At 36.5% G+C, this 16,286-nt stretch carries 12 protein-coding genes; 8 read left to right on the top strand and 4 right to left on the bottom strand.

All coding sequences use genetic code 11. The features are described from left to right. Positions 1-122: 122 nt before the first annotated feature. From HMPREF9456_RS17035 to HMPREF9456_RS06415, 3 genes are all read right to left on the bottom strand, one after another. Entirely contained in the window at positions 123-1,589 is a 1,467-nt protein-coding gene (locus HMPREF9456_RS17035; RefSeq protein WP_147591721.1) for a hypothetical protein, read from the bottom strand. Positions 1,590-1,967: 378 nt separating this feature from the next. Beyond that, positions 1,968-2,387 (bottom strand): GNAT family N-acetyltransferase, encoded by a 420-nt coding sequence (locus HMPREF9456_RS06420; protein ID WP_006842675.1) that lies wholly within the window; start codon positions 2,385-2,387, stop codon positions 1,968-1,970. A 4-nt stretch (positions 2,388-2,391) separates the two neighbouring features. Beyond that, the gene (locus HMPREF9456_RS06415) at positions 2,392-3,870 is read right to left on the bottom strand and encodes a DUF3943 domain-containing protein (protein WP_006842674.1); all 1,479 of its coding nucleotides are present in this window, start codon (positions 3,868-3,870) and stop codon (positions 2,392-2,394) included. 312 nt (positions 3,871-4,182) lie between these two features. Here HMPREF9456_RS06415 and crcB point away from each other — a divergent pair, with 312 nt between their 5' ends. The 4 genes from crcB to HMPREF9456_RS06395 all read left to right on the top strand — a co-directional run bounded on the left by crcB (position 4,183) and on the right by HMPREF9456_RS06395 (position 11,810). Continuing rightward, the gene (gene crcB / locus HMPREF9456_RS06410) at positions 4,183-4,539 is read left to right on the top strand and encodes a fluoride efflux transporter CrcB (RefSeq protein ID WP_006842673.1); all 357 of its coding nucleotides are present in this window, start codon (positions 4,183-4,185) and stop codon (positions 4,537-4,539) included. Between the two features lie 90 nt (positions 4,540-4,629). Further along, positions 4,630-10,614 (top strand): alpha-2-macroglobulin family protein, encoded by a 5,985-nt coding sequence (locus tag HMPREF9456_RS06405; RefSeq protein WP_006842672.1) that lies wholly within the window; start codon positions 4,630-4,632, stop codon positions 10,612-10,614. Continuing rightward, a complete protein-coding gene (locus HMPREF9456_RS06400; protein WP_006842671.1) occupies positions 10,611-11,288 on the top strand; it encodes a murein L,D-transpeptidase catalytic domain-containing protein in 678 nt (225 codons plus the stop codon). The genes HMPREF9456_RS06405 and HMPREF9456_RS06400 overlap by 4 nt, the downstream gene beginning before the upstream one ends. A gap of 126 nt (positions 11,289-11,414) precedes the next feature. Next, a complete protein-coding gene (locus HMPREF9456_RS06395; protein WP_006842670.1) occupies positions 11,415-11,810 on the top strand; it encodes a DUF1573 domain-containing protein in 396 nt (131 codons plus the stop codon). Between the two features lie 182 nt (positions 11,811-11,992). On the opposite strand, the gene HMPREF9456_RS06390 is transcribed toward HMPREF9456_RS06395, so the two are convergent. Next, complete coding sequence (locus HMPREF9456_RS06390; RefSeq protein ID WP_006842669.1) at positions 11,993-12,583, bottom strand: sigma-70 family RNA polymerase sigma factor; 591 nt, start codon at positions 12,581-12,583, stop codon at positions 11,993-11,995. A 372-nt stretch (positions 12,584-12,955) separates the two neighbouring features. Here HMPREF9456_RS06390 and HMPREF9456_RS06385 point away from each other — a divergent pair, with 372 nt between their 5' ends. The 4 genes from HMPREF9456_RS06385 to aspS all read left to right on the top strand — a co-directional run bounded on the left by HMPREF9456_RS06385 (position 12,956) and on the right by aspS (position 16,269). Beyond that, positions 12,956-13,462 carry a hypothetical protein gene (locus HMPREF9456_RS06385; RefSeq protein WP_006842668.1) on the top strand — a complete coding sequence of 169 codons (507 nt, stop codon included), beginning with the start codon at positions 12,956-12,958 and terminating at the stop codon, positions 13,460-13,462. A 74-nt stretch (positions 13,463-13,536) separates the two neighbouring features. Next, positions 13,537-13,950: a putative quinol monooxygenase gene (locus tag HMPREF9456_RS06380; RefSeq protein WP_006842667.1), complete on the top strand. Its 414-nt coding sequence runs from the start codon at positions 13,537-13,539 to the stop codon at positions 13,948-13,950. 254 nt (positions 13,951-14,204) lie between these two features. Beyond that, on the top strand, positions 14,205-14,495 hold the full coding sequence (locus HMPREF9456_RS06375) for a putative quinol monooxygenase (protein ID WP_006842666.1): 291 nt from the start codon (positions 14,205-14,207) through the stop codon (positions 14,493-14,495). A 19-nt stretch (positions 14,496-14,514) separates the two neighbouring features. Continuing rightward, positions 14,515-16,269 carry an aspartate--tRNA ligase gene (aspS, locus tag HMPREF9456_RS06370; protein ID WP_006842665.1) on the top strand — a complete coding sequence of 585 codons (1,755 nt, stop codon included), beginning with the start codon at positions 14,515-14,517 and terminating at the stop codon, positions 16,267-16,269. The last annotated feature ends 17 nt before the right edge of the window (positions 16,270-16,286 follow it).

The following is a 16,286-nucleotide window of genomic DNA, read 5'->3' as shown; positions in this document are numbered from 1 at the left end:
ACGAAACATACACATTTCAGAGTATATTAAATGTTCTATTTTCTTATATTTTCCATAAAAAGCTGTTCCAATAACCACGTTTGTTGAAACAGCTTTTATATTTTTTATATGATACGATCGTATTATCTGCGTCCGCTACTACTTCTACCACCGCCGCCACTGTATGATCCTCCACCTGAAGAACGTCCTGAAGAAGAACTGCCGGAACTATATGAGCCAGAGCTTCTTGAGGAAGAACTACTAGAAGAGCTACTACTATAACTTGGGCGTGAACTTGAAGAACTTGAAGAAGAACTACTGCTATTATAGCTTGGACGACTACTAGAAGAACTGCCACTGCTGTAACTTGGACGGCTGCTACTAGAAGAGCTCCTTGATGGACTACTACTGTTATAGCTTGGTCTTGAGGAACTACTGGAAGAACCACTATTGTAACTTGGACGGGTACTATTTGAGGAGCCACTGTTATAACTTGGGCGTGTGCTCGGACGAGTACTTACATCCGATGAAGAACCTCTTCCCGAAGACGTTCCGCTATTGTAACTTGGACGAGTCGTAGGTCGCGTACTAATACCACTTGATGAACCTCGACCTGTAGATGTTCCACTATTGTAGCTTGGACGAGTAGCGGGACGAGTGCTCACACCACTTGACGATCCCCTGCCTGTATTATATGATGGACGTGTACTTACGTTGCTTGAGCCTCTTCCCGAATTGTATGATGGTCGGGTGCTTACACTAGAAGAAGACCCACGTCCTCCGCTATATGAAGAATATCTGCCGGAGTTATTATAACCGGAGTTATAGCGTCCTGAATTATTATAAGCTGAATATCTGCCGCTTGAGCTATATCTAGGACGACCGGAATATGAATAGTTTGAACGATGATAATGTCCACCGCCATACCAGCCACCGCCGCCGTACCAGCCGGAATACCAGCCACCATACCAAGGACTGTTCCATCCCCAACCCCAAGAACTATAATACCAAGGTCTGCTCCAACCCCAGCCCCAAGAGCCATAATACCAAGGATCGTACCATCCCCATGCATAAGAAGGATAATACCATGAATCGTACCAAGGATAATATCCATATCCTCCCCAACCCCAACCGAAGTTTACATTGAAGTTCCAGCCACGATTACGATAATAACTATTATATGTGTCATTTACAACATATACATTTATCTCGTTATCGCTTGATATTTTAACACTATTTGCCGGATCGTGGAATCTTACTATACGATCGGTATATTCAAAATCCTTATATTCATCTGCATTTGCAATAGAGTCTTCAGGTATCTGCGTTTGCTCGGCATCGTAAACGCTTACATTACCCCTACGGTTATAAGCATCTACATCGATATTCACATTTCCTGTTCGTTCTAATGTTATATCCCCATTGTCTTTCACTACCAAAACTTGAGTTTGGTCTACTTGCTTTTGGGGAGCAGTAGTCTTTACTTTTACTTCTTTCTGTTTCGATTCTTTCGATTTAGAAGTAGCATATATGTCATCCCATTCCTGAGCAAAAGCCAAGAACGGTATAGCTGACACCAGAATCATTAGAAACATTTTTTTAGCTTTCATAATCTGCTCTCCTATAATTATTATTTACTAATTTAGTTTTGTATTCACTTACTGTACAATATACTTTCGTGTATATACCTTAGACTAAACAATCGTCAAAAGGTTTAAAACTTACAGTAAGATCTTATGGTATATAAAACAAATGTACGACTTTTATTTTTCAATTCAACATTATATATACTAAAGATGCGAAGAAACAAACCGATGTTGCTCCCCATTGTGTTAAAAATAGTTATCCTTAAGTTATTTCTTAACCTAGCCTTATTTCAGACATAAAAAAGACTCCTTCGCTCGAAACTAATTGTTAGCTAAACCGAGACTTAGAGTTAGAGAGGGCAAAGGGTAATGAAAGAAAAATTGAATTTAGAAAAAGCCTCTTCAACCGAATTCATGATTAAATTTCCTCTCCATTACAATATAATCATATCCATTTTTAGAGAAGATTTGATCTGTTACACTATAACCAAATTTTTTATAAAAATCAGTTGCTTCGGTACGAGCATTGCACCAAAGACGATCCAGTTTCAGATCGTTTGCATAAGATATAAGCCATTCCATAAGTGCTGTAGCATATCCTTTACCTTGCATTTCGCCGAGAGTTGCTAATTTCCGGAATTGAACGTCTCTACCATGTAGAAATATAGACATAACAGACACCAAATCATCATTCTCGTATACACCAATATGCAAACCTCGGTCATCGTCAGGCAATTTTACGAAATCAATATCTCTATCCGGATACATCACCTGTCTGCGCACGACCAGAACATCTTCATATGGGGCTTCGGAAATAATCATTTTATTAAAATTTATATGTTAGCATTAATCGTCCTTCTGATGTTTTAGAAAATACATCATCAAAATATCTATAATTTGTGTCGCGCATATAGTTGTAATATATACCCGTTAAGAATAAATGGCTTCTTAATTTTATATCTGTACGAAGGCTGATTGCATGTAGAATTGCTTGCGACCGATCCCCTTGATAATTAAACTCATGCACATCAATATTATCCCAATCTATATCTTTGGGATACCCCTTCCAAGTAAACATACGATAGACCTCATAATTACCCGATATGCTGATCCAATCCTTGTACGTCAGATTAAAACCTAACTTTGTACTGAAGCCACTGGCCAGATTATAATTACGCATATCTACCACATAATGATCACTAAGAGCTCCACCTAGCAACACCAGATTTGTATGCATAAACGCATTAAACCCTACATTCTGTAAACGTTTGCTTTGATAGATGAACCCTGCTCCGAATGATGCAGGAGTACAAAACTTGTATGGAATTTTACCCGAAACATCTGATATTGTATCTGAATCATAATAATCGAAATGTTGATAGAATCCTAAACTTAGAAAATCATTTTTTGTATCTACCAATTCTGTGACATACAGTCGGCCAATAATATTTAATTGGCTAAGCATTGGCTGCGAACTGTGTATATTGAGATTGCTCTTAAATGTGAAATAATCATAGGGTTTTTCATTCTCATCTGAAAATCGATCGCCATATTCGATGTTTACATCCATTGCAGCCCCTACACCCTTGTCTAGTATCTCACCTTTCAGTTCTAAAACTCTTACTCCGGCAGATACCTCTACACTCACATCGGGCACTCCAAACTGCTTGCCTGTAGTAGAACGTCTACGCCAAGCATCTCCGTTCAGGATTCTTGTCAGTCCTCTGGTTGGAGCTATTACAAAGGCAGCTAATTCACGCCCAAAACGATGACTTCCTTCACGGCGATCGTCCAACACCAGATCGGACGTTCGATAAAGCACCTCTCCGAGCGATAGTCCCCCAATGGGTGTTGCGATTATATCATTTATTGACGGATACTCATTCTCCATAAACAATTCCCACATGGCACTACCACCGAGAGCAAAAAGCCCCGACTCCCAATAATTAAATCCTCTGGAACGAGCGGAGTTGTAATATAGATTACCGTGATAAGGATGAAGAAACATATTTGTTCCCATCTGATCATTATCCCAAACAAAACCACCCTTTAAATTTTTCTTTATGGTATGCATATTTATATATGCAAAGTCTTCCTTCATTACAAACCGATCAAATCCCCAAATAGCCATATTCAAACCAAAAGTCTGAGTTGCCGCTTCCCAGAATTTTTTCTTAGAATAAAAAGCTATGTCAATCGAATCAGCCGGCTTGGGTGGAGCCACCTGATAACGAATAGCAAACTGAGCTTGAGCGTAAAATGAGATTAATAAAAATGTAAAGAATAAGAGCAACTTATTTTGCATCGATTAACCTAATTTATTAAAAATATTAAATTCAAGTAGCAAATATAATTCATTGCTTCTTGTAACGGCACATATCTCATTGTTTTTTTATTAAAATCACTACTTTAACTTAAATCCGACTTTTAGTAAATATCATAGAACGACATCCCTATATAATCGCATTATTAAAAAACTTTCACGCCTTAGATTAAGCCACAAGCCTTTCGGCAGTAGAAGGTGCTAATATTGAAGAAATAAAGAGGGATTATTAGGTACTTCCATTTATCACCTCTAAAAGTAAAAAGTTAGAAAATATTGAATTAATTTTGGAAAATGATTAAGCAAATATTATTAGTAGGACTTGGTGGGGCTGTAGGAAGTATATTGAGATTTCTTACATCTGCTTTTATCGTAAGGATTGAGCCATTTCCTTTTCCATTAGCTACATTTCTTATCAATATTCTCGGATGCTTTTGTATAGGCTTATTTGCAAATCTGGTTCCCTCCAACAATTTACGAATGCTACTCATTACAGGATTTTGCGGAGGTTTTACCACATTTTCTACTTTCGCTAGCGAAACTTTAACATTCGCAAACAACAACCAATCAATATTGGCATTTGTTTATGTATTGGCAAGTTGTGTTATCGGAATATCTGCCGTTTGGTTAGGAATGTATCTAACAAAATAACACATTATAGATATTTAACTTTTTTGATTGTGCTTTTGGCACCTCCTTTTCATCTATAATATATTAATAAGAAATACAAAACATAATAATATGAAAAAGCATTTATTCTTTATTCTTTTATTCTTTTCATTAAGTATCATTATGAAATCACAAACTTCTAACAATAAATATGAAAATGAATGGAAAAACATAGAGCAACTTGCATCTGAAGACTTACCCCAATCTGCATTACAGTCGGTAGATGATGTGCTTAAGATGGCAATCGCCGAAAAGAACAACACACAAGTAATAAAGGCACTTATATATAAGAATAGGTTCAAAAAAGAAATCGATTTTAGTGATAATGAAGGTATATTAAATGACCTCCAAAACCTCCTAAGCCAGTCGAATGATGTTACAGAAAAAGCACTATTGAACTCTATGCTTGCCGAAGCTTATCTAGACTACTACAGTTCAAACAGCTGGGAGATAAATCGACGTACCAACCTTTCTGATATAATTCCGAATGACATCAAAGAATGGACAGGAAATATATTTGTTAATAAAATTGCGGATCATCTTAAACTTTCAGTTGTAAATATTACAACGCTAAAAAAGTATACAACAAAAGAATACGATGATATAATAAATCTTGGGAAGGATACTGAAAGATTCCCGACACTCTATGACTTCTTGATGAAAAGAGCGATAGAGATAGCAGAGGGTATACAAAATATTGATAACAGTGAATTTGACCCTACCCTTATAGGTTTAGACATCAAACAACTAATCCTCCCAACTGATGAGTTCGTTAAGCTCAATATGAAGTCAAGTCCCGGTAATAGAATGCTTGCATATACATATTATCAGCAATACATGAAAGATCTATTGGATAGAAATATGACTGCAACAATCATATCAATGGAGATTGGTAAGATATCTTTTACTCAAAACAAGTCGAATTCATTTACGCCAAAAGACGTATTGGATACATATTTGAAGCTTGAGAAAAAATATGAGTCAAACGAAAACTGTTCCGAAATAATAGCTAAAATAGTTGATGCTTATAATTACGGAACGGATGATATAAACATCGCTAAAAGAAATGAAACCATATATGCTTGGTTGAAAAAAGGGCTAGATAAATATCCTAAATCGTATGGAGCCAGAATTTTGCAACAACAATTGAACATTCTTGAATCTCCAATCCTTCTAGTCAATGGTAAAAATCTGCAATATCCGAATGAGGAAATCCTACTAAAAGTAGAATATAAAAATGTAAAAACAGATAGCATTGCACCATTCAAACTATTGAGGAAATTAAATGGAAAATATTCCTTAATAAAAGAATATTCTCCGAATCTGACATCTAAAACAACATACAACGCTGATACATTAGATTTGAATATAGGAAAACTTCAACCCGGCGAGTACACATTCACAACTCAATCTATTGAAGAACTTAACAAAGAAACACTAAAAGATGAAAGTGAATATCTTCTTTACAATCATTGGGATGACAACCAATTCAAATTTATTGTTTCTTCTCTAATGACATTCTCTCGCAATAGCGCAAAGAATGAATACGAAATATTTGTAGTTGACCGAAATTCGGGCAAGCCTATAAAAGATGCTGCAGTAAAAATACATTCTATAGTCAGAAAAAAGGATGATAAAAAAATATTGCTAGCTACATTAAAAACAAATGAAATAGGTATTGCAACATTCATAGATTCGCGCGATGTCAAAGATCTATACTCTGTCGCTAAATACAAAGTAGAGCTTGGTGCAGACTCGTGCTTGCAAGCAGAGAATTTGAATTCAAACTCATACAGATGGGAACGTACTGTTCCTTACAGCACCCAAGAGAATACGATTAATATATTTACCGACAGGACCATATATCGTCCCGGGCAAACTGTTTACTTCAAAGCCATCGTGATCGATAAAGAATCCAAAGTATTAGCGAATCAGACTTGTACAATAGAGTTATTGGATGTGAATGATGAAACGGTTTCAGAAAAAGAGATCATCACAAATGAATTCGGTTCTGCATCAGGAGAATTTATATTACCGCAATCCGGATTATTAGGTCAATATAGCATAATGGCAACCGGCGGCGGAGCAGGAACTAATTATTTCAATGTAGAAGAGTACAAACGACCTACCTTTGAAATCACATTCGATAAATTAAAAGAAACGTATGCTTTCGGAGAAGAAATTAAGCTGAAAGGCTATGCAAAAAATTATTCGGGTGTAAATCTCCAACAAACGGATGTAAACTACACTATAACCCGCAAACAGTTGGATATCTGGCGCTGGGGAAGAGGCTACAAAGCTCCTTTTGCTGATGGTGTAGTAAAAACAAATGATGATGGTTCATTCGAAGTTGTATTTACTCCACAGCCTTCAGATGAAAAACGCTATACACCTTTCAATCAACAGAATTACACATTTGAAGTTACAGCAACAGTGACGGATGTAAATGGAGAGACTCAGTCGAACCAATACTCCATTAACGTTGGTAATATCTCGATAGCTATCAACATAGATATACCTAGCCAGATAGAAAAATCGGGAAATGATAAAATAAATATAGGTGCAAAAAATTTACAAGGGGAAGACATTAAGACATCCGGAACTTATATTCTTTATAGTTTATCGGAAAAAGATTCTATCAATAAGAAAATATTTGACGGCAGATTTGAAACAGGAGAACAAGCTAAATTAAAGTCTTTTTTACAAAGTCAGCCTTCAGGTAAATATCAACTAAAAGTAAAAGCCCTTGATAGTAAGAATAATGAAATAGAAGAAAAGGCTAATTTTATTTTATACAGCTTTAGCGACAAAAAACCGCCGATAAAGACAAATGAATGGCTTGTAAAAAAGAATACATCTCTTAGTCCCAACAAGCCGGCTGAGATTATATTCGGAGTATCAGATAAAGATATATATGTATTGTACCAACTAAATAACAATAAAAAAGTATTTGAACGTCGCTTCATAAAAATGAGTGAGGCGAATCAATTGTTTACTGTTCCTTATAAGGCTGAATATGAAGACGAAGTATACATGTCATTTACTTTTGTAAAAGATGGAAAGCTATACAACCAAAATATACTACTAGCAAAAGAAACCGAAAAAACTGACACGAAGTTAAATCTTAAGCTTGAGGTCTTTCGCGATAAACTACGTCCAGGACAGGCAGAGACATGGACAATCAGTGTAAAAGATACAACCAATACCCCTTCTATAGCCGAAGTCTTGGCATCTATGTACGATGTATCAATGGATAAGCTATATCCGTATATGGCTTGGAGCTTCAATCGCCCATACATCGGAAAAGAAGCAATATATCCTATTTCGTTCGACTATCTATCACGCTATTGGAATGTAGATCAATCTAAGTGGTTTTATGCAGGCTCGTTATATGTGGCCGAAATAAATACGTCTGAAGAAAAAACACCAGCGAGAAGATTTGACCAACTAAATTGGTTTGGATATATAAATCAATCTTTTGAGGAATATATTTATGAAAAAAGTAATCAAAGTATCGGAATTATCACCTCTAGCGGTATAGGTTCTACCCCTGTGTTTGCGATGGCTATAGCTGAATTAAGTGAAAATAAAGTTGTGAAATTAGAATCAACGCCTGCACCTCCACGCCTAGCTCAATCAAAAAGTTTAGAAGACTACTTCGCAGCAGACTCCATCATTAGACAAGAGGAAACTGTCAATGAAGAGAATAATGCTCCCACACCTCAAATCCGCCAAAACTTCAATGAAACCGCATTTTTCTATCCTCAATTAAGAACAAACGAAAAAGGCGAAACCCTGATATCGTTCACTGTACCCGAAAGCAATACAACATGGCGTTTCAGAGCGTTGGCGCATGACAAGAATTCGAGAGTAGGAACATTGGAGCAATTTGTAATAACACAAAAAGAACTGATGGTGACACCGAATATGCCTCGCTTTGTTCGTCAGGGTGATAAGACTAGTATTTCTACCAAGATATCCAATTTGTCAGAAAATGCTATCTCGGGAAATGTGAGAATAGAATTCTTCGATCCTGCTACAGATAAAGCGATTGACCTCAGAATTCCAAATCAAACCCAAACATTCTCTGTAGACAAAGGAGCATCGACCTCTGCCCAATGGACTTTTGATGTACCCGATGGCATTGAACTGATCGGTTGTCGCATTGTAGCACAAAACGAAACATTCAGTGATGGAGAACAACATGTTTTGGCTGCACTATCAAACCGTATGATGGTGACAGAAAGCATGTCTATCGATGTCACAAAAGCAGGAACGAATACATTTACTTTCGATAAATTATACAATAATACGTCATCCACAGCAAGTAACTATAGACTGACACTCGAATATACATCCAATCCTGCATGGTACGCTATACAAGCACTGCCTTCATTTAGTAATCCTACCAGTGAAAATGCAGTAAACTGGTTTGCTAGTTATTATGTGAATACGCTTGGCTCTTCTATCATCCGTCAGTATCCGAAAGTTGGGTCTATGATAGAAGCATGGAAAAAACAAGGAGGAGATAAACAGACATTCGTATCGAAACTACAGAAAGATGAAGAGCTGAAAAATGTACTGTTAGAAGAAACACCTTGGGTGTTGGATGCCAAAAACGAAGCCGAACAGATGCAACGTCTTTCTTTATTATTTGATCTGAATAATACAAAACAGATGACCGATGCAGCTACAAAAAAACTGCAAGACCGACAAAACACGAACGGTGGAGGATGGTCGTGGTACAAAGGGATGTATCCCAGCCGTTCTGTTACCCAGTATATCTTGTATGGTTATGCTAAACTACAGCAAGTTGGGCAGATAGAATATCCTGAGGATGTGAAGGAAATGCAAATAAATGCTCTCAAATTTATTGATAGCCAAATATTGAAAGACTTCGAAAATCTGAAAAAGAATAATAAGAATTGGGAGAAAACAACGTCTGTGTCGACCAATCAGTTAGAATACGCCTATGTCCGCTCATTCTACCGAGATATACCGATTGATCAGGCAACACGTGCCGCCGAAAGGTTCTACACGAATGTTGCAAGTAGAAACTGGCAAAAACTGGATTTGTACGAAAAGTCTATCCTTTCGGTTGTATTAAAAAGGAATGGAGAGAAAGAACTTGCAAACAAAATTATCAAATCAATACGCGAATACGCTGTTAAAAATCAAAAAGTAGGTATGTATTGGCCAAATAATCGTAATCAGGTATTTATGTCTCTATCTGCAATCAGTGTACATACATTCTTAATGGATGCGCTGCAAGAAGTTGGTTCATCGCAAGAAGAAATGGATATGCTGAAACGATGGCTCATAAATCAGAAACGAACCCAAATATGGGAATCAACACATGCCTCTATAGATGCTATCACTGCATTGTTGAGCACAGGGTCTGATTGGTTTGCAAGTGAAGAAACACCTGTTATCACTATCGGGAATGAGAAAATAGAACTCGAAAAGAAAGAGGCTGGAACAGGCTACTTCAAGAAAGTATGGGACAAAGCCGAGATAAAAAATGAAATGGGTAAAATAGAGGTGACAACATTAGATACCCGTCCGGCTTATGGAGCTTTATACTGGCAATATTATGAAAACTTGGATAAGATTACAGCGCATAAAGGAGACCTAAATGTAGAGAAACAGTTATTTAAAGAGATCAACACAGCTACAGGTAAATCGTTAAGTCAAGTTACAGAGAACAATCCGCTTGCTGTCGGAGACAAAGTAGTAGTACGCCTAACAGTAAGGACAGACAAGGATATGGAATTTGTTCATCTGAAAGACATGCGGGCTTCTTGCTTCGAACCTATTCAAACGATTTCGGGCATAAAATGGAATGAAGAATTGATGTATTATCAAACGTCAAAAGATGCATCTACTAATTTCTTCTTCGATGTTATGCCAAAGGGAACTTATGTATTTGAATACCCTGTATATGTAAGCCGTACAGGAGAATACGCTAATGGAATAACAACAATACAATGTATGTATGCTCCTGAATTTGTATCGCATACAGCCGGAATAAAAGTAACTGTAAAAGAAAAAGAATGAAAACATATTTTCCGATAATAGCTGCAATATTGCTCTTTACCGGTTTTGTATCTTTCATTTGCTACAAATCAAATAATAAATCGACAAAACAAACCGAAGGAGCGGAAATAATAGAATCCTCGGAATCGAAACAAAAGAAAGAAGAAAGAAAAAAACTTTATGCAAGGCTTAAAGCAAAAGCAGATGAGGCCAAAGTATATAGTAAACAACAAGGGCTAAGCTCGAAGCATTGTATACTGATTGATTTCAGTATACACTCGGGCAAGAACCGTTTCTTTGTATGGGATTTTGCAAAAGACAGCATAAAATACGAGAGTCTTTGTTGTCATGGATACGGGCAGAAGAGTACACAGTCTAAACCCGTATTCAGCAACGTTGAGGGCAGCTATTCTTCTTCATTAGGTAAATATAAAACAGGAGCACGATCATACAGCACTTGGGGTATAAATGTACACTACAAACTGCATGGTTTAGAGAAGACCAATAACAATGCATTCAAACGAATCATAGTGCTTCATTCGCACAATCCGGTTGCGAATAAAGAAGTTTACCCCAAACATCTGCCATTAGGCTGGAGTCAGGGATGTCCTGTAATAAATAATGAAATAATGCGCAAATGTGATGCTTTACTCAAAGAGAGTAAAAAGCCTCTACTGCTATGGATATATAATTAGTACAATACTAAATATTGCTAAATTCTTAAAAAATAGTCATATTTATTACTAACTTTGTAAGACAGTTATAGCTAATGCCTAACTACATAGTTAATAACTTAAAGTAAAATAAAGAAAATTAGGTATATGAAAAAGATTGGTTTTATACTATTGGCTTTGGTATTATCTACCAGCTTTATGATGGCTCAAAATGGAGATAAAGCTCCTAAGGCTGTCTTTACAAAAGATGTACACGACTTTGGAAAAGTGGATGAAAGTGCCGGTTCTGTGACTTGCGAGTTTACGTTCAAAAACACAGGTACTGCTCCTCTTCTAATCCAACGCGTACAAACAACATGCGGATGCACAACCCCAGACTACACAAAAGAACCAGTCCTTCCGGGAAAAACAGGGGTAATAAAAGTAACTTACTCGACAACAGGTCGTCCGGGAATTTTCACTAAAGAAATTACAGTATTTACAAACGTTCCTGATTCGGTTTACAAAGTTCGTATCAAAGGAGAAGTTATTCGCAACAAATAAAATAATAAGTTCCGGCATAGTACAATAAACAGCTAAGAACTTATAAAAGAATTAAAACAAAACAGGAGAAAGGTTAACCTTTCTCCTGTTTTGTTTTAATATATTGCTTCACAAACATTTATATTTATAACACATCTTTTTCTTTTCACACTTTAAAAACTACTTTAATAAAATATAAAATACTACATCGTAAGAACAATGTTATTTTCTTCTGCCATACGGCGCATGTTAAGAATAGCATAGCGCATACGCCCCAACGCCGTATTGATGCTAACCCCTGTTTGGTCTGCTATTTCTTTAAAACTAAGATCTTGGTAATAGCGCATTTCTAAAACTTCGCGCTGATTTTCAGGCAAGAAAGATATTAACTTTCTAATATCAGATGTTATTTGCACCTTGATCAGTTCGTCCTCAATAGTACCGTCACAGAGTGTAGGGTTATTTAATAAGTCAACCGGAGCCTCATCATTTGATACCGTATTTTCGTTTTTCTCCTGACGGAAATGGTCAATAATCAGATTATGAGCTATCCGAGAAATCCATGCACGAAACTTACCCGATTCGGTATAACGTCCCTGCTTGATAGTAACGATTGCTTTTATAAATGTTTCTTGGAAAATATCTTCTGCAAGTTCCCTATTACGTACAGTAAAAAAAATGTAATTATATACACTTCTTTTATGACGTTCCAATAGAATATCAAAAGCAAGATTGTTGCCGTTAGAATAATCACAGACCAATTGTTCATCAGTCATCGTAATTAATGTTTCCATTATCTCTTATATTTAAAAATTTAGAGTAATGTCTATTCTATAGGCGTTGATTTTTTGAGGTTTATAAATAAAACTATGTTAATGATGCAAATAAAGAATAAATTTACCAAACTTACAAATACAGAAAGAATATTTAACAATAAGACCAGAGTATATCAAATGCAGTCTTACTTGTCATCATGTTGACTGATACGAAAATAAAAAAGAGACTCTTTATATCTCTATGACAGAATAGAAGACAACAAAAAGTATATAAGAATTGAACAATAAATTGAAATGTTATATGAAAAAAGAAAGTTTTTTAGCTTTCGAATATTTTCTATTAACGTCATTGCATATATTTGTATAGAAATCTATTAAACACTAATCATTATGAAAAGACATCTGTTACTCTTTGCTGCATTTACGCTTTTAACCACAAGTTTGTTGGCTCAGGAATATGAAGTTCCTAAAAATTATAAATTTGAGAGTAAAGACGCTTATGCTGCATACGAACCTCAAGTGAAAGAGACTATAAGCTGGTTATTGGATACACCATTAGGAAAAGAGCCTATTAAAAGACAAGAGGCAAATGCTTTTTTTATAGCATGGCTTACAGGCACACCAAATGTTAGTGTGGGGGTAGATAGCCGAGTTGTAGATTTCATAAAAGTTAATCCAGAACTATTAATGCCTTTTATGCTGGGTTGGACTAGATACTCTTTTGATAACAACTACTCGAAAGATAATGTCCTATGCACAAAAGCCGCTTTAGAAACGGTTGCAGCGTTTTATAGAAAAAACAGAGGATATCTGAAAAAAGATGCGAGCGTGGAGAAGTTAGAAAAATCGATAGAGAAAGGTAAATTAGAAGAAGAAATAAGAAAGAAACTTAAATAATAAGTTCAACGAAGGAAAGGCTTAAGTATAAATTTCTGAAAGATAAAAACAGAACTATAAACATAAAATAGATTATGAAAAAAATTGTATTCCCTTTATTATTAGGATTAATCCTAATGGCCGGCTGTACACATAAGACGCAGACAGGACAAGACGATACTATTGTAATAAAATCGGATATGGAAGACGAAAGAACAGGAGATGAGCTCAAAATAGTTGCAATAATGACCATTAAACCGGAGGCTATAAAAGAAATTTTACCCATTTTTCAGACATTGGTTCAGGGTAGCCAAGAAGAAGATGGCTGTATCAGTTATAATCTGCATCAAGATATTAGCGACTCTACAAAGTTTGTAATGCTTGAAGAATGGAAATCTCAGGCAGCTATTGATTATCACAATAACACCGAGCACTTTAAAACATTTAAAGAAGCGTCGAAAGGGATGATAGAAAGATCGGAAGTAAGCATTTTAAAGTTGGTATATTAATCACCGACCTCTTCCATTATAGATATCTTAGATTTGTATTTTTAGATAACAAGATTGTCTAATATAAAGATCTTTGATATAACATATACGTAGTTGACAAATAAGAAGCGATACAGAAGGAATAGAGTAAATATTTGATGTCTCAAAACACATAAAAACAAAGCGAGACAAGAAAAGTAACAAACAGAAAATATACTTATATCTGTTACTTTTGTTACTTTTGTAACCTTAAAGATTATAAAAGAATAAAAGCTATGACAGAATTGAGAATTGTTGCTGTAATTGTAGTTAAAGCCGAATTTCAGAACGAATTGGAAAAAGCGTTTCAAAATGTAGTAGATGGCACACGTAAAGAAGATGGGAATATCTCATACGATTTGCATCAAGATGTAAAGAATCCTTTAAAGTATACAATTCTGGAAAGTTGGAAATCTCAAGCTGCAATAGACGAGCACAATAACACCGATCATTTCAAGGCTTTTGTAAAAGCTATAGAAGGAAAAGTGGAAAGTCTGTCTGTAGATATAATCAAAAAAGTGTATTAAATATCATCAAATAATATATATGTATAGGAATCATACGTGCGGAGAATTAACTCTTGCAGATGTTAACAAAGAAGTAACGTTAGCCGGATGGGTAAACGCTGTTCGCAAGCTTGGTGGTGGAGTCACATTTATCGATCTCCGCGACCGTTATGGTATTACTCAATTGTCATTCAGTAAAGATATAAATGCCGACTTGTACGAGCGAGCGAATAAAATAGGTCGCGAATACGTATTGCAGGTGACAGGTAACGTAGAAGAGCGTTCGAGTAAGAACCCCAACAGGTCGACCGGCGATATTGAGATTATCGTTAACGAACTTGTAATTTTAAATACATCAGATACTCCACCATTTACAATAGAAGACAATACTGATGGGGGCGATGATTTAAGAATGAAATACCGATATCTCGATTTGCGTCGCGATGTGGTAAGAAAAAATCTTGAACTTCGTCACAAAATAGCATTCGAAACACGCCGTTATTTAGACGAGCGTCAATTCCTTGAGGTAGAAACACCTGTTCTTATTGGTTCCACTCCCGAGGGGGCACGTGACTTTGTTGTACCATCTCGTATGAATCCGGGTGAATTTTATGCACTGCCACAATCGCCGCAATTATTCAAACAGCTATTGATGGTTTCGGGATTTGATCGATATTTCCAGATCGTTAAATGTTTCCGTGACGAAGACTTGAGAGCAGACCGTCAACCTGAATTTACTCAGATCGACTGTGAAATGTCGTATGTTAATCAGGAGGATGTGCTGAATATGTTTGAAGGATTAACAAAGCATCTGTTCAAAGTTGTAAAGGGAATTGATATTCCTGATTTTCCTCGTATGACTTATGCGCATGCCATGAAGTATTACGGTTCTGATAAGCCGGATACACGTTTTGGTATGGAATTCGTAGAAATAAAAGACTTGACAGAAGGTAAAGATTTTGTCGTATTCGATTCATCTGAATACGTAGGAGCTATTTGCGCTAAAGGAGCAGCTTCATATACCCGTAAGCAGATTGATGCTCTGACTGACTATGTAAAACGTCCGCAGATAGGAGCAAAAGGGCTTGTCTATGCCCGCTATGAGGCGGATGGCTCATTAAAATCTTCTGTAGATAAGTTCTATAATCCTGAGGATTTGAAGAAGTGGGCAGAACGCTGTCAGGCAGAGCCCGGAGACCTTATACTAATTATCTGTGGTGAGACTGAGAAGGCGCAAAAACAGTTGGGAGAACTCCGACTTGAAGTCGCTGAACAGCTTGGACTAAGAGACAAGAACCAGTTTAACTGCTTATGGGTAATAGACTTCCCTCTGTTAGAGAAAGATGAAGAACTTGGACGTTATTTCGCAAAACACCATCCGTTTACAAGTCCTAAAGAAGAAGATATTGCTTTGCTCGATAGTGATCCGGGAGTAGTCCGCGCCAATGCTTATGACATGGTAATCAACGGCGTAGAAGTAGGGGGAGGATCTGTACGTATCTTCAACAGTCAGCTACAGAATAAGATGTTCCAAATACTTGGCTTCACTGAAGAAAAAGCTCAGGCTCAGTTTGGCTTCCTGATGAATGCATTCAAATATGGAGCGCCACCTCATGCCGGTTTGGCTTTTGGTTTAGATCGTTTGGTATCATTGTTTGCAGGATTGGATAGCATTCGTGACTGTATTGCATTCCCTAAGAATAACTCGGGACGTGATATGATGATAGATGCTCCGGCAACTCTTGACCCGGCTCAACTTGAGGAGCTGAATTTGAAAGTAGAAATAAAGGAATAAAAGTATATCCTATATAG

It is taken from the genome of Dysgonomonas mossii DSM 22836, assembly GCF_000213575.1.
Lineage (GTDB): Bacteria > Bacteroidota > Bacteroidia > Bacteroidales > Dysgonomonadaceae > Dysgonomonas > Dysgonomonas mossii.
This window is presented reverse-complemented; position numbering and strand designations above follow the sequence as displayed.

Excerpts from the sequence above, each read along its gene's own strand:
- HMPREF9456_RS17035 (WP_147591721.1), bottom strand. The coding sequence starts at position 1,589 with ATGAAAGCTAAAAAAATGTTTCTAATGATTCTGGTGTCAGCTATACCG.
- HMPREF9456_RS06420 (WP_006842675.1), bottom strand. The coding sequence starts at position 2,387 with ATGATTATTTCCGAAGCCCCATATGAAGATGTTCTGGTCGTGCGCAGA.
- HMPREF9456_RS06415 (WP_006842674.1), bottom strand. The coding sequence starts at position 3,870 with ATGCAAAATAAGTTGCTCTTATTCTTTACATTTTTATTAATCTCATTT.
- crcB (WP_006842673.1), top strand. The coding sequence starts at position 4,183 with ATGATTAAGCAAATATTATTAGTAGGACTTGGTGGGGCTGTAGGAAGT.
- HMPREF9456_RS06405 (WP_006842672.1), top strand. The coding sequence starts at position 4,630 with ATGAAAAAGCATTTATTCTTTATTCTTTTATTCTTTTCATTAAGTATC.
- HMPREF9456_RS06400 (WP_006842671.1), top strand. The coding sequence starts at position 10,611 with ATGAAAACATATTTTCCGATAATAGCTGCAATATTGCTCTTTACCGGT.
- HMPREF9456_RS06395 (WP_006842670.1), top strand. The coding sequence starts at position 11,415 with ATGAAAAAGATTGGTTTTATACTATTGGCTTTGGTATTATCTACCAGC.
- HMPREF9456_RS06390 (WP_006842669.1), bottom strand. The coding sequence starts at position 12,583 with ATGGAAACATTAATTACGATGACTGATGAACAATTGGTCTGTGATTAT.
- HMPREF9456_RS06385 (WP_006842668.1), top strand. The coding sequence starts at position 12,956 with ATGAAAAGACATCTGTTACTCTTTGCTGCATTTACGCTTTTAACCACA.
- HMPREF9456_RS06380 (WP_006842667.1), top strand. The coding sequence starts at position 13,537 with ATGAAAAAAATTGTATTCCCTTTATTATTAGGATTAATCCTAATGGCC.
- HMPREF9456_RS06375 (WP_006842666.1), top strand. The coding sequence starts at position 14,205 with ATGACAGAATTGAGAATTGTTGCTGTAATTGTAGTTAAAGCCGAATTT.
- aspS (WP_006842665.1), top strand. The coding sequence starts at position 14,515 with ATGTATAGGAATCATACGTGCGGAGAATTAACTCTTGCAGATGTTAAC.